We start from the raw sequence: 13,005 nt of genomic DNA, 5'->3' as shown, positions 1-13,005 counted from the left end.
ACGAGTTGATGGCCGAGCAGCTGGCCACCGCCACCACCCAACGCGGCCCCGGCGACCTGGCCACACTCCTCGCCGGCAACGACACCTGGACGGTGGACTGACCGTCCGCCGGATCGAGTGGAGCCCCCTGTCCTGCCGGACAGGGGGCTCCGTCGTTCACCGCTCAGCGTTGCCTACCGCTCGGCCGCGCCTACTGCTTGGCCCACTCGGTCAGCTGGACCAGCACCCCGTTCGGGTCGGTGACCTGGAAGAGCTTCTCGCCCCACGGCTCCTCGCGCAGCGGCAGGGTGATCGCGACCCCCTCCTCGCGCAGGCGCCGCTCCTCGGCGGCGACGTCCTCGACGACGAACGCCAGGATCACGCCGTCCGCGATCCGGTGGCGCTGCTCCTCCGGCAGGACCTCGAGGCCGCGCCGGAGGTAGACGACGTTGAATCCGCCGTCCGGGTGAGCGAGCGAGACGAAGCCGTCGGCCGACATCTCCTCGGTGTAGCCGAAGTGCCGCTGGAGGAAGGCGGCCGAGGTGCTGACGTCCTCGACGGTCAGGGAGACGGCGGTCTTGGTGATCTGCATGGCGGAGCCCTCTCGTCGATACCTGTACGGTTACCCCGTACGCAGTACACTATACATAGTACGGAGAATCCCGCCAGGGGTTGCCCAGGAATCTGCTCAGGGTTGCCGGAGAACGGCCGAGGGAGGCTCCCCGGGTGGGGAGCCTCCCTCGGAGGTCGGAGCGGGGCGTGTCAGAACACGCAGGGGATGCCGCCGTCGGACTCCGCGTCGACCATGGGGCCCTGCTGGGGCACGTTGGTGTCCGGTGCGGGCGGTGCGGCCGGGGTGCCGGTGGCGGCGGGCTTGTCGGCGGCGACGCCGGTGAAGGCGCTGCCGAGGGTGACGGTGACGTGGTCGGCGGCGGCGGAGGCGGACTCGGTGGCGGTCACGCCGTAGCGGGCGGCGATCTGCTCGGCCGCCTCCTTGGCGCCCTTGCCGTAGGTGACGGTGGTGGTCTTCGGCTTGGTGGCCGCCGAGCCGGTCCTCCCCTCCTTGAAGCCCATGGCGACCAGGGCCTTGGACTCCGCGGTGGAGGTGACGCCGGGGGTGGAGGAGGCGTTGAAGACGTCCACGGTGACGCTCCTGGCTGCGGCCGGGGGCGTGGTCGCGACGGGCGGGGCGGGTGCGGCGGGTGCGGTCGTCGGGGCGGGGCCCTCGTCGGTCGGGGCCGGCGCCGGGCTGGTGTCGGCGTAGCCGAAGAGCTGCTTGACGATCTTCTGGACCTGCGGCGGGCTGACGATGTTGACGTCCTGGCCGTTGACCTTCCTGAGGTCGGCGACGGGGAGGGTGCGGAACTCCGCGTTGCCGCCGGTGAGGTTGGGGGCCTGCTGGGCGAAGTCCAGGACGTTCCACTCGTTGTCGATGACGAGGTCCTTCTGCACCACGCCCATCAGCTCCTGCATCTTGCCGAGGTCGCCGAGGACGCCCTTCTGCTTCAGGTTGTGCACGACGGAGGAGATGAAGGCCTGCTGGCGGTGGGTGCGGGCGAAGTCGCTGTCGTTGCCGTCGCCGCCGTCGAGGTTGTGGCGCTGGCGGACGAAGGAGAGCGCCTGGGAGGCGTTGAGCTTGTTGACGCCCTTGTGGAAGTCGGCGCCGGAGCCCTGGCCCTCCATGGCCGGGTCCTTGGTGTCGTGGGTGAGGCAGACCTCGATCGGCTGGAGGGCCTTGGCGATGTCGTAGAAGCCCATCAGGTTGACCTCGGCGATGTGGTCGACGGGCTGGTCGAGGAACTTCTGCACGGTCTGGATGGTGGCCGCGCGTCCGGCGTCGCGTCCGGCCTTCTCCAGGTCCGCGCCCTTGAGGCCCTTGGCCTGGAGGGCCGGCGTGGCCTTGTCCTTGGCCTCGCCGTAGGCCTCCTTGATCTTGCGCATGCCGACCTGCTTGCCGTCGCCGCTGTAGGTCATGACGTAGTCGTCGCGGGGTATCGAGACGGCCTGCACCTTGCCGCCGTTCGCCGGGATGTGCAGCAGGATCAGGGAGTTGGTGTTGTAGCCGCCGATGTCGGAGCTGTGGCCGGCGTGCAGCTCGTCCTGGACGAACTCGGGCGGGAGGTCCGTGCCGTCCATGTTCTTGCGGCTGTCCAGGCCTATCAGCAGCAGGTTGACCGAGTTGTCCAGGTGCTTGGGGGCGTCCTTCTTGGTCTGGGCGATCGCGTTGGAGGTGGTCATCCCGTCGGTGAGCTGCTTGAACCCGTACCAGACCACCCCGCTGGCGGCGAACACCGCGAACCCCACGGTGCAGGCCACCACCCGGCCCGCGATCAGCGCGGGGGAGGGGCGGTGGGGGCGGGGGGCCTCGGTGTCGCCACCGTGCTCGGCGTTGTCAGCCATGCTGCCTCCTCCTCGCCCGGACCAGCCGGACCGCGATCACGATGACGGCCGCGGCCGCGGCCTCGGCCATCACGGGAAAGCCGTGCACCACCCACTTCGCGGCGCCGGTGGCCAGGCCCTTGCCCTGGTACCGGTCGCGGTTGGCGGCCAGTTCGACGACGGCCGTCGCACCCAGCACGACCAGCGGCGACGCGGCGAGCACCCACCACCAGCCGTTGCGGCCGCTGAGCGCCGCCGCCAGGCCGGTGCCGAGCACCGCGCCCACCGCGAAGGCCAATCCCATGCCGGGGCCGGAGAGCTCGTCGACCGCGGCGCCGGCGATCGGCAGTCCGACGGCGAGGGCCGCGGGCAGTGCGGGGCCGCCGGGAAGGGGGCGGGGGTGGCCGACGGGCCCGCTCGTCGCCCGCCGTCGCGTCCATCGGTCGGCCGACCGTCCTCGTTGCCCCGCCACGCCCTCACCCCCGGTGTTCCCGTGTTCCCCGCGCCCCGGTGGCGCGTCCGCGTCGCTCGCCGCCCGCCCACCCGTTCGAAAGTATGGACGTCCAAACCTCGGATCATCCGAATGTCCGGAAATCCGGTCATGACACTGCTCGTTCTGGACGCCGGCCCGGCTCGGCCGGTTCCCGCACGGGGTCCGGCCGGCCGAGATCGGGGAGACGCTTCCGCATGTCTCTACACGGGTGTAGAAGTCGTACGCAGCATAGAGCACGCCTGTTCGGCGGTGAGGCCGGGCTGGTTGCGGTCCGGATAAACTACACCGGGTAGTTTTTGAGACGGTCGGCCGATGCGCCGACGGAGGAGGGGAGCGCCGTGGCGACGACGGGCGGAGCGGGGCGGCCGGAGAAGCGCAAGGCGATCACGCAGGCCGCGACGGTGGTGTTCGGGCGCGAGGGGTACGTCCGCGCCAGCATGGACGCGATCGCGGCCGAGGCCGGGGTGTCCAAGCGGACGGTCTACAACCACTTCGCCGACAAGGAGAACCTCTTCCTGTCGGTGGCCCTGCGGAACTCGGCGGAACTGACCGAGCGGATCCGCGAGTTGATGGCGAAGTACCTCGACCGGGTGGTGGACCTGCGCCAGGACCTGACCGACTTCGCCGTCGAGCGGGCCCGCGCCGTGCTGTCCGCCGGGGAGCACGGCGCGCTCGGCCGGGCGATCCGGGCCGAGGTGGCCAACATCCCGGCGGACGTCCTGGAGGCCTGGCTGGAGGCCGGCCCGGTCGCCTCCCAGCGCGACCTCGCGCAGCACTTCGAGGCGCTCGCCGAGCGCGGGCTGCTCGCGGGCGGGGACGCCGCACTCGCCGCCGAGCAGTTCACCCTGCTGACCTTCCACGGCATCGCCGAGCGCTCCTTCTGGGGCGCGCTCCCGGTGGCGGACGAGGAGGTCCGGCGGGTCGCGGCCGTCGGCGTGGACGCCTTCCTGCGGATCCACGGGGTGTCGGCGGCGTCGACGGCGCGGGGCTGAACGCGCCCGGGCGGGGACGGCGGCGCGCCGCCCCCGCCCGGACCACCCGCGGATCACTTCCAGTTGAGGCCCTTGCCCAGGGTGTACGGCTCGCCCCAGTACTCGGCACCCGCGACCTTGGAGGCCTCCGGGGACATCGCCACCGCACAGGAGGTGGCGGACTGGCCGTTGCCGAAGCCCTTCGGCAGCGACTCGCTCTTGCACTTGGGGAAGGTGCCGATGACCATCAGCTCCTGCGCCTCCGTGTCGTCCGCCAGCAGGCCCTTCACGTGGTTGACGCTGGTGTAGGACAGGTCGGTGCTGCCGGCGTTGGTGACCTTGTAGTGGATGTAGTACGGCACCAGGCCCTTGGCCTTGTCGCCCAGGTTGAGCGAGGCGAGGTCGGCCGGGTCGCCCTTCTCGATCGAGGTGACCGCGAGTGCGATGGTGCCCTTGGTGCTGCCCGAGCTGAACGGGATGGTGGCGGCGTCGCCGAGCTTGAGCGTCGTCCCGGCCGCCGGGGCGCTGCCGGCCGGCGCGGGCGCGGCAGCCGTACCGGACGCGGCGCCGCCCGCCGGGACGGAGGCCGACCCGGCGGCCACCGGAGTGGTGGCGGCACTGCTCGGCGAGGCGGTCTGCGAGGCGGGCGCACCGGTCGCCGGAGCGGTCGTCGCCGTGTCGGACGACGCGGCGTCGTCGTTGCAGGCGGTCAGGGTGAGCGCGCCGACCGCGGCCAGCGAGGCCAGGGCCAGGGCGCGGTGACTGCTGCGGATGGTCTTCACGTGATGTCCCCCGTGGGTGCGGACCGCCGGGTGGCGGCGGTTCTCCTGAGGGACGTTCATAGCGCAGCGCCAACGATCGGGGCGACGGCTTCGGCGCCGCTTTGACACCGCCGTGACGAGTTCCTCGCGCGACCGTGACAAGGGATATCGAGTCGTGATCATTCGCCCCGAAAAAGGATGGTGACGGAACATCAGGCGACTGTGACGGAACCGTGGAGCGCCGGAGCGGGGCCGGTGAGGGGCACGCGGACGAGGACGGGCCCGGTCCGCTCGTCGTCGACGAGCGGACCGGGCCCGGTGATCGGTGTCAGCCCAGCAGCCAGCGCTGGTTCGGGTCCGCGGTGTCGCAGGAGGCCATCGAGACGGCCTGGTAGGTGCCGGGGGCCTTGAGGCACTGTCCGGTGGCGACGTTGCGGATCAGGTACCAGCCGCGGTCCTCGTCGGTCAGCCGCCACTTCTGGTTGGCCGGCATCCAGTCGCCCCGCGGCCGGTTGAGGCCGTCCAGCCCGCCGGGGGTGTCCTGGAGGCGGACCGAGCCCGAGCCGGTGTCGAGGCCGGCCACCTTGCTCAGCCCGTGCGAGATCGCGGTGGTGCCGTCGCAGTAGCCCCAGAACGACCAGGTCTGCGCGGGCGACTGGTTGGCGGTCCACAGGCCGATCGGCTGCCCGTTGACCTCGTTGCCGTTCAGCAGGTCGAGCGCGCCGCCGCCGGAGCCGTTGTGGACGTCCCACCGGGTCGTCAGGGCCGGTGCGGGGGCCTGGTCGCAGGCGTCGGCCCGGGTGGCCGCCTGCGCCGCCGGCGCGCCGGCCACGACCGCCCCCGCGACGGCCGCGACGGCGCCCAGCGAGGCGAGGAGCCTGCGGGTACGGGTGATGGTGCTCATCGGATTTCTCCTTCTGGTGTGTGGTTGACGGGACCGGCGTCAGCCGCGCGGGACGGCGAGCGCGGCCCACTGCTTGGGGCCGGGGATGCCGTCGGCGTCCGCGCCGGAGTCGCCGAGCTTGTGCTGCCAGTTACGGAAGGACTCGCGGTCGGCGTCGGACCACTCGGGCCCGGGGCCCTCGGCGTAGGCGGAGCAGCCCTCGGCGACGAGGCGCTCGCCCATCCGGGTGATGACGTCGCTGTTCCGGCCGTCCTGGAAGAAGTCCGCGCCGGGGAACGGCTCGTAGCCGTCGCCGCCGTCGGCCGCCGGGGCGGGGCCGGTCGGGGCGCCGCCGCGGGGGCTGTCGTCCGCGGACGCCTCCTGTCCGAAGTAGAGCGCCCCGGACCGGTCCTTCCACTCCGGGTCGGCGAGGACCACGCCCTCGGCGAAGGCCGGGATGCCGTAGCCGTAGACCCAGTCCGAGCGGCGCTCACGGGTCTTGAGGTAGACGCCGTCGCCCTCGGAGCTGCCCCCGTCGTTGGTGTTGCCCTCGACGGTGGTGATGGTGGAGCTGGTGTAGGCGACGCAGATGCCGGTGTGGCTGCCGCCTCCGGGTCCGAAGAAGACCTGGCCGCCGATCACCGGGTAGTCGGTGAAGCGTCCGCGCTCCTTGAACCAGGCGACGCCCTCCGCGCAGGAGGCGCTGACCGGGAAGAGGTCGGCGTTGCCGGACTGCTCGGCGCACCAGGCGACGAAGGTGGCGCACCAGGCCTCGCCCTGGGACCACTCCAGGCCGGCGACGGCGGGGGAGAACTTCTGGATGTTGTTCCAGTGTCCGCCGCTGCGGCCCTCGTGGTAGCCGACCTCGTCTCGGGCGATGCGGATCAGGTCCGCCGCGTTCGAGGACATGGGTGGGGAACTCCTTGTTGCTGGAAGGGGCGTGCCGGTCGGGGTCTCAGGCCTTGCCGAAGGTCTGCACGTAGCGGCCCCAGTTGCCGCGCTGGCGGGGCGCGTAGCCGATGCCGATGTAGTTGTAGTCGGGGTTGAGGATGTTCACCCGGTGGCCGGGGCTGTTCATCCACATCTGCATCGCTTCCGGCACGCTGTTGCTCGGGGTGACGTTCTCGGCGGAGGAGCGCGAGACGAAGCCGGCGGCCGCGATGCGGTCCCAGGGGCTGCTGCCGTCGGTGCCGTTGTGCTGGGTGAGGTCGTGCGAGGCCATGTCGTTGGCGTGCCGCTGGGCGGCCGCGCTGAGGCGGTCGTCCAGGCGCACCGGCGGGGCGCCGACCCGGCCGCGCTCCGCGTTGACGGCGTTCAGCATCTCGGTGCGGAAGTCGCCGCCCCCGCCGGGCTGGGGCTGGGGCTGGGGCTGCGGCTGGGGCTGCTGCTGCTGGCCGCCGCCGCTGATGCCACCGGCCGGGACGAGCTGCCAGCGCTGCGCCGGGTTGGCGTCGTCCTGCCTGGCCAGGGTGAGGGGCGAGCCGGGGGCGGCCGCGGTGAGGAAGAGCATGCCCTCGTTGGTGCGGGTGGTGCGGATCCGGACCCAGTCGTTGTCCAGGGGCTCGAAGCACCAGTGCTGGTTGGGCTGGTTGTGCTCGTTGTACAGCCAGGTCTGGCCGATGGAGTAGTTGTAGTCCATGACCATGGCCTGGCCGCCGACGTGCTTGCCGACGGTCAGCTGGGTCTCCAGGAGGAAGCTGCCGTTCTCCTTGGCCCAGAACGTCCAGCCCTGGGCGGTGGTGCCGTTGGACCCCCAGGACTGGATGGCCGTGCCGGCGGAGGTCTGGCTGGAGCGGACGTCGGCGACGGTTCCGTTGGCGGACTTGAGCGTCCAGGTCTGGCCGTGCTGGGGCAGGGTGGGCATGGTGGCGCCTCTCGTCTGTGGTGTCGCCCGGGCCGCCGGCGCGGCGGCCCGTGGCCTGACGAGAGAGACACTCCGGCACGGCGGTAGACGGTCGGTCAACGCGCGTAGCCCGGGCCCCTGTTGATGCCGCGTCTACCGCGCCGGCACCTCCCTGACCAGCACGTTTCCCGGTCGGTACGACGTCTACCTGGCCAGCAGATCCCTGACCTGAGCCGCTTCCTCGGCGAGCCCCAGCCGCTCGAACACCTCCAGGGAGTCGGCCAGGCAGGCCCGGGCCTGGCGCGGGCGGCCGAGACCGGTGAGCGCGGTGCCGAGCGTGCGCAGCAGGGCGGCCTCCAGGGAGGCGCTGGTGCGGCGGGCGAGGGGGAGGACGGCCTCGGCGGCGTCGACGGCGAGCAGCCAGCGGCCGGCCTCGGCGTGGATCCGGGCGGCGAGGTCGCCGGCCGCGGCCGCGAAGACGGTGACCTGGAGCGCGGCGAACTCCTCGCGGGCGCCGACGGCGTGGGCGAGCGCCTCCTCCGGGTCGCCGCACAGCCGCAGGACCCGGGCGAGGTAGTAGCGGCCGGTCGCGGCGGAGACCGGGCCGGAGCGGCTCATCAGCCGGACGCTGCGCTCGGCGGCCTCCCGGGCCTCGTCGAGGCGTCCGGTCTGGGCGGCACTGAAGGCGAACTCCCCGAGCGCGCTGCCCTCGGCGCGCTGGGCGCCGAGGCGGTGGAACAGCTCGGCGGCGCGGCCGGCGTGTTCGGCGGCCTCGGCGAAGCGGCCGTGCGTACGGGCGTTGCTGCCGAGGGTGATCAGGGCCTTCGCGAGGACGCGTTCGGTGCGGTCGTCCTGTTCGGACAGGGCGACGGCCCGGCGGATCTCCTCCTGGGACTCGGCGTAGCGGTTGATGTGCCAGAGCATGCTGCCGCGCAGGTACCGGGCGAGGGCGAGCGGCCCGTGTTCGCCGCGGGCGGCGGCCTGCTGGGCGATGCGTCCGGCGAGGTCGACGATGACGCCGGTCTGGGTGCGTTCGGGCAGGACGGCGCCCATCCGGTCGGCGAGTTCGGCGGCGCGGTCGAGCGGCAGGGCCGGGTCGGCGCAGCCGAGGGCGATGGCGGCGGCGTGGATGTCGGCCTGGTCGCGCATCCAGCGGACGGCTTCGGCACCGTCGGCGATGGGCCGGCCCGGGGAGGCGACGGACGCGCCGAGCAGGCTGAGCTCGGCGGGTTCGGCCTTGCGGGCGGCGAGGTCGGCGTTGCGGGCGGTGGCGAGGCAGAAGTCCAGCAGCCGGTCGGTGGCGGCGGTGCGTTCGGCGGGGCCGTCCTCGGCGGCGAGCCGGCCGCGGGCGTAGTCGCGGACGAGGTCGTGGTAGCCGTAGCGGCCGTAGCGGGGGGAGTGCAGCAGGTTGAGGTCGACGAGGGTTTCGAGCAGGTCGTCGGTCTCGGTCTCGGTGCGGTCGAGCAGGGCGGCGGCGCAGGGCAGCGGGATGTCGGGGGCGTCCGGCAGGGACAGCAGGCGGAAGGCGCGGGCGAGTTCGGGGTCCAGGCGGTGGTAGGAGAGCGCGAAGGTGGCCTCGACGGTGCGTTCGCCGTCGGTGAGTTGGGCCAGCCGGTGCTCGTGGCGCAGCCCTTCGGCGAGTGCCGCGAGGGTGAGCGCCGGGTCGGCGGCGAGCCGGGAGGCGGCGATGCGGACGGCGAGCGGCAGCAGTCCGCAGGCCCGTACGACCTCGTCGGCGGCGGCGGGTTCGGCGGCGACGCGTTCGGGGCCGACGATGCGGGTGAGCAGTTCCAGGGCCTGTTCGGCGGGCAGGGTGTCGAGGCGCAACTGGTGCGCCCCGGCGAGGCCGGCCAGCCGGTGGCGGCTGGTGACGAGGACGGCGCAGCCGGCCGAGCCGGGCAGCAGCGGTTCGACGTGGCAGGGGGTGGCGGCGTTGTCGAGGACGACCAGGACGCGCCGTCCGGCCAGGGCGGAGCGGTAGAGCGCGCTGCGTTCGCCGGTGTCCGGCGGGACGTCGGCGGGGTCGACGCCGAGGGCGCGCAGGAAACCGGCGAGGACGGTGCCGGGGTCGGGCGGGGTGCGGTCGGCGCCGCGCAGGTCGGCGAAGAGCTGCCCGTCGGGGAAGCGCGCGCGGACCTGCCGGGCGACGTGCACGGCGAGGGTGGTCTTGCCGACGCCGCCCATGCCGTCCAGCGCGGAGACGACGACGGCCCGCCCGCCGGCCGCGGAGAGCTGGTCGACGAGGGTCTCGACCTCGTCGGCGCGCCCGGTGAAGTCGGGCAGGCCGGAGGGGAGTTGGTCGGGTGCCCAGCGGGTGTCGGCGGTGGGCCCGGCGGGTTCGGCGCCGGCGGGCTCGGAGGTGCGGCCGGCCGGAAGCAGGGCGGCGTCCTCGCGCAGGATGCGCAGCTGGAGTTCGGCCGGGGCCCGGTCGTCCGGGGGCAGCGCGGGACGGGCGTCCTCGTACACGGCGAGCGCCTCGGCCTTGCGGCCCGACTGGTAGAGGGCGCGCATCAGGACGGCGGTGAGCCGGGGCCGGCCCGGGTGCTCCAGCGCCAGGGCGGCGGCCTCGGCGGTCAGGTCGGTGCGGTCGCCGAGTTCGGCGTCCAGCTCCAGCTGCGCCTCCTTGGCCGAGATCCGCTGCTCGACGAGGAGGGCCCGGACGGCCTCGGCGTGCGGCCCGGGCAGGCCGGCCAGCGGCTCGCCGACCCAGAGCCGCTGGGCCTGCCGCAGCGCCTCCCGGACGTCCCGCGGCGGTGCGCCGGCCTCCCGCAGCCGTCCGGCCTCGGCCAGCAGCGCCTCCCACTCGGTGGCGTCGACCTCGGCCCCCGGCGCCCTGAGCGCGTAGCCGTCGCCGACCCGCACCAAGGGCATCCGCTCCGGGTCGTCCCCGGTGTGGGGCCGGAACGCGCCGCGCAGCCGGGAGACGGCGAGCTGGACGGCCTTGCGCGGGTCGGCCGGCGCGGCCCCGCCCCACACCCCCTCGACCAGGACCGGGACGGAGACCGTCCGCCCGGCGGCGGACAGCAGGACGGCGAGCACGGCCCGCTGCTGCGGCCGGCCCAGTTCCAGCTCCTGCTCCCCGTACCAGGCCCGCAGCGGACCCAGCAGTCCGAACCGCAGCCCGGCTCCCCCCATGTCACCCATGTCCCGCCCTCAACGTCGTTCCGCGCCGGGATTCCGCCACATCCGTCCGGACGGCGGCGCCCCCGTACCCCGGCGACCTATGCTCAGTCCTCACAGATTGTGCACCGGGACGAGGGCTATCGAGGGGTGGGCTGTGCGGCTCGAATTCCGCGTGCTGGGGCCGCTGAGCGCCCGCTGCGACGGGCGGGAGGTCGATCTCGGCCGACCGCAGCAGCAGGCCGTGCTCGCCGCGCTGCTGCTCTCCCCGGGCCAGCTGGTGCCGACGGACCGGCTGGTCGAGGGCCTGTGGGGGGAGGACGACACCCGCTGGCCGAAGGATCCGGCCGGGCAGATCGGCACCCACGCGCACCGGCTGCGCCGCGCTCTGGGGGAGACCGGGCTGCTGGTCGCGTCGGCGGGCGGGTACCGGTTGGCGGTGCCGCGCGAGGCGGTGGACCTGTTCCGTTACGAGGCCGGGGTGGCAGAGGCCGTCGCGCTGCGTCACCAGGACGCGTTCCGGGCCCGGGAGCTGCTGGTGGCGGCGCTCGGCGCGTGGGAGGGTCGCCGGGCACTGGACGGCGTCCCGGGGGCGTTCGCCGAGCGGTCGCGGGAACGGCTGGCGGCCGGGCGGTTCGCGGCGGTGAAGGCGCTGCTCGACCTGGACCTGACGCTCGGGCGGCACGCGGAGGCCCTGGAGCCGTTGGCCGGGCTGGCGGCCGAGCACCCGCAGGACGAGGAGGTGCACCGGCTGCACCTGCTGGCCCTGCACCGCTGCGGCCGCACCGCGGAGGCGCTGGCGGTGTACGAGGCGCTGCGGGAGCGGCTGGACGGTGAGCTGGGGCTGGAGCCGGCGCCCGCAGTGGTCGAGCTGGCCGAGCGGATCCGGCACGGGGACGCCCCGGTGCTGCCGCGGCGGCTGCCGCGGCCGTGCCAGCTGCCGCCGGACATCCCCGACCTGGTCGGGCGGGCGGCACTGGTGCGGGAGGCGGAGCGGGTGCTGCGGGGGGCCGGGGGCGGTCCGGTGGTGACGGGGCCCGGTTCGGTGGGGCCCGGGCCGGTGTCGGGGCCTGGTCCGGTGCTGGGGTTGTCGGGGCCGGCGGGCAGTGGCGCGTCGGCGCTGGCGGTGCATGTCGCGCATGTCGTCCAGGACGCCTTTCCGGACGGTCAGCTGTACGCGGGCGGCAGCGAGCCGGCCGCGGTGCTCGCGGGGTTCCTGCGCGCGCTGGGGGAACGGCCGACGGAGGACGCGGACGCCGACGAACTCGGCGCCCGCTACCGGGAGGCGCTCGCCGGGCGGCGGGTACTGGTGCTGCTCGACGGCGTGGCCGACCCCGGACCGCTGCTGCCCGGTACGGCGGGTTGCGCGGCGGTGGTCGCGGGCGCGGAACCGGGCACCCTGCCCGAGGGCGCCGTACGGCTGACGGTCGGACCGTTGGAGCCGCACGACGCCTACGAGCTGTTGGCCCGGATCGCGGGCGCGGAGCGGATCCGGCAGGAGCCGGAGGCGGTGGAGGAGGTGGCCGCGCTCTGCGGCCACCTCCCGGCGCTGCTGCGCACGGCGGCGACGCGGCTCGCGGCCCGGCCGCGCTGGTCGGTGGCCGACCTGGTCAGGTGGCTCGCCGAGCGGGGCTGAGGGCCGGGCCGCGGGGGGAGCGGTTTAGTACGGGTCCGAGCTGCGGAGCGTGTCCGTGAAGGGGTTGCTCATGGGGTTGCGCGGGTTGTCCGGGTTGGCGTACTCGACCGAGAGGCCGCCCCGGGGGGACACCGTCAGGACGGCGGTCTGCAGGGAGTTGGTCTTGTACGTGCCACGGGCCCAGCAGATGCGGTTGCCGGCGCCGTAGACGACGAGGTTGCCGTCGCCCTGCATGATCGCCTTGACGCCGCAGTTCTGGGCTCCCGGGGCGACCCACACCGGCCTCGGGGGCATCATCGGGGCGTACCTGTAGAGGACGAAGTTGCCGTCGCCCTGCATGTACAGCCGGGTGTCGCCGGATTCGAGGTAGTCGCCCGGGTTGAGCACCCCGGGCTCGCTCAACGTCGATCCGTACGCGGTGGCGGCCTGCGCGGTCCCGGCCGAGGTCATCGTCCCGGCCAGTGCCAGCACGCCGGCCGCTATCCCGATGGCCATGTGTCGCAGAGTCTTCGTCGCCTTCATGTCCCCGTGGACCTCTCTTGTGCTGTCGGCTCTCGTGCTTCGGCGCCGACGAGGTCTTCGTGGCGTCCGATGGGAAGGAGCATGGCGGGAGGCGGTAGACAAACGATGAACGCGGCGTCGGGGCGGCCGGCCCGCCCGGCTGCCGGTCCTGGGCCGTTTGGCATGGGCCCGGAGGAGGAGTACTGTTCTCTAGTCGCTCGGCAGGGAGCACCGGACACGCATCGGCGCGGACGGTCCCGGGGCGGCCAATCCTCTGAAACACCACTTCCCAGGTTCGGGCTGGGTCGCGTCGGCATTCCCGCGTCGCGGCTGAGTGCTTATTTGGCGTGCTCGTTTTATCGGGTTGCGGCCGGATTCGCTTTTCGGAGCGGAGATCGGCTAGAGTTTGAAACGTCGGACAGGGCGTCAAGCCCCGGAA

The 13,005-nt window shown here is 73.7% G+C and carries 11 protein-coding genes; 2 read left to right on the top strand and 9 right to left on the bottom strand.

Annotation, left to right across the window (positions count from 1 at the left end; genetic code table 11):
• Positions 1 to 190: 190 nt before the first annotated feature.
• The 3 genes from ACGF0D_RS43345 to ACGF0D_RS43335 all read right to left on the bottom strand — a co-directional run bounded on the left by ACGF0D_RS43345 (position 191) and on the right by ACGF0D_RS43335 (position 2,830).
• Positions 191 to 571 (bottom strand): VOC family protein, encoded by a 381-nt coding sequence (locus ACGF0D_RS43345; RefSeq protein ID WP_392884571.1) that lies wholly within the window; start codon positions 569 to 571, stop codon positions 191 to 193.
• A gap of 170 nt (positions 572 to 741) precedes the next feature.
• Positions 742 to 2,379, bottom strand: coding sequence for an LCP family protein (locus tag ACGF0D_RS43340; protein WP_392925985.1), 1,638 nt, complete (start codon positions 2,377 to 2,379; stop codon positions 742 to 744).
• Complete coding sequence (locus ACGF0D_RS43335) at positions 2,372 to 2,830, bottom strand: DUF6542 domain-containing protein (RefSeq protein ID WP_392925982.1); 459 nt, start codon at positions 2,828 to 2,830, stop codon at positions 2,372 to 2,374. The genes ACGF0D_RS43340 and ACGF0D_RS43335 overlap by 8 nt, the downstream gene beginning before the upstream one ends.
• A 359-nt stretch (positions 2,831 to 3,189) precedes the next feature.
• Here ACGF0D_RS43335 and ACGF0D_RS43330 point away from each other — a divergent pair, with 359 nt between their 5' ends.
• The gene (locus ACGF0D_RS43330) at positions 3,190 to 3,843 is read left to right on the top strand and encodes a TetR/AcrR family transcriptional regulator (RefSeq protein WP_392925980.1); all 654 of its coding nucleotides are present in this window, start codon (positions 3,190 to 3,192) and stop codon (positions 3,841 to 3,843) included.
• Between the two features lie 53 nt (positions 3,844 to 3,896).
• On the opposite strand, the gene ACGF0D_RS43325 is transcribed toward ACGF0D_RS43330, so the two are convergent.
• From ACGF0D_RS43325 to ACGF0D_RS43305, 5 genes are all read right to left on the bottom strand, one after another.
• Positions 3,897 to 4,604: a hypothetical protein gene (locus ACGF0D_RS43325; protein WP_392925978.1), complete on the bottom strand. Its 708-nt coding sequence runs from the start codon at positions 4,602 to 4,604 to the stop codon at positions 3,897 to 3,899.
• A 307-nt stretch (positions 4,605 to 4,911) separates the two neighbouring features.
• A complete protein-coding gene (locus tag ACGF0D_RS43320; RefSeq protein WP_392884578.1) occupies positions 4,912 to 5,487 on the bottom strand; it encodes an RICIN domain-containing protein in 576 nt (191 codons plus the stop codon).
• A 39-nt stretch (positions 5,488 to 5,526) separates the two neighbouring features.
• Complete coding sequence (locus ACGF0D_RS43315; protein ID WP_392925976.1) at positions 5,527 to 6,375, bottom strand: peptidoglycan-binding protein; 849 nt, start codon at positions 6,373 to 6,375, stop codon at positions 5,527 to 5,529.
• Between the two features lie 46 nt (positions 6,376 to 6,421).
• The gene (locus ACGF0D_RS43310) at positions 6,422 to 7,330 is read right to left on the bottom strand and encodes a CAP domain-containing protein (RefSeq protein WP_392884581.1); all 909 of its coding nucleotides are present in this window, start codon (positions 7,328 to 7,330) and stop codon (positions 6,422 to 6,424) included.
• A gap of 183 nt (positions 7,331 to 7,513) precedes the next feature.
• Positions 7,514 to 10,453 carry a BTAD domain-containing putative transcriptional regulator gene (locus ACGF0D_RS43305; protein WP_392884583.1) on the bottom strand — a complete coding sequence of 980 codons (2,940 nt, stop codon included), beginning with the start codon at positions 10,451 to 10,453 and terminating at the stop codon, positions 7,514 to 7,516.
• Positions 10,454 to 10,586: 133 nt separating this feature from the next.
• On the opposite strand from ACGF0D_RS43305, the gene ACGF0D_RS43300 reads away from it, so the two are divergent.
• Positions 10,587 to 12,065, top strand: a complete 1,479-nt coding sequence (locus tag ACGF0D_RS43300) for a BTAD domain-containing putative transcriptional regulator (RefSeq protein WP_392925974.1) — start codon at positions 10,587 to 10,589, stop codon at positions 12,063 to 12,065.
• Between the two features lie 24 nt (positions 12,066 to 12,089).
• On the opposite strand, the gene ACGF0D_RS43295 is transcribed toward ACGF0D_RS43300, so the two are convergent.
• On the bottom strand, positions 12,090 to 12,560 hold the full coding sequence (locus ACGF0D_RS43295; RefSeq protein ID WP_392925971.1) for a hypothetical protein: 471 nt from the start codon (positions 12,558 to 12,560) through the stop codon (positions 12,090 to 12,092).
• Positions 12,561 to 13,005 lie beyond the last annotated feature (445 nt).

The sequence above is a fragment of the Kitasatospora sp. NPDC048298 genome (genome assembly GCF_043201465.1).
Taxonomy (GTDB): Bacteria; Actinomycetota; Actinomycetes; order Streptomycetales; family Streptomycetaceae; genus Kitasatospora.
Note: the sequence above shows the minus strand (reverse complement) of the source record. Positions and strands in the feature narration are given on the sequence as shown.

Bases quoted from the DNA above. Each gene is read 5' to 3' on its own strand.
- ACGF0D_RS43345 (WP_392884571.1), bottom strand. From the start codon at position 571: ATGCAGATCACCAAGACCGCCGTCTCCCTGACCGTCGAGGACGTCAGC.
- ACGF0D_RS43340 (WP_392925985.1), bottom strand. From the start codon at position 2,379: ATGGCTGACAACGCCGAGCACGGTGGCGACACCGAGGCCCCCCGCCCC.
- ACGF0D_RS43320 (WP_392884578.1), bottom strand. From the start codon at position 5,487: ATGAGCACCATCACCCGTACCCGCAGGCTCCTCGCCTCGCTGGGCGCC.
- ACGF0D_RS43315 (WP_392925976.1), bottom strand. From the start codon at position 6,375: ATGTCCTCGAACGCGGCGGACCTGATCCGCATCGCCCGAGACGAGGTC.
- ACGF0D_RS43310 (WP_392884581.1), bottom strand. From the start codon at position 7,330: ATGCCCACCCTGCCCCAGCACGGCCAGACCTGGACGCTCAAGTCCGCC.
- ACGF0D_RS43305 (WP_392884583.1), bottom strand. From the start codon at position 10,453: ATGGGTGACATGGGGGGAGCCGGGCTGCGGTTCGGACTGCTGGGTCCG.
- ACGF0D_RS43295 (WP_392925971.1), bottom strand. From the start codon at position 12,560: ATGGCCATCGGGATAGCGGCCGGCGTGCTGGCACTGGCCGGGACGATG.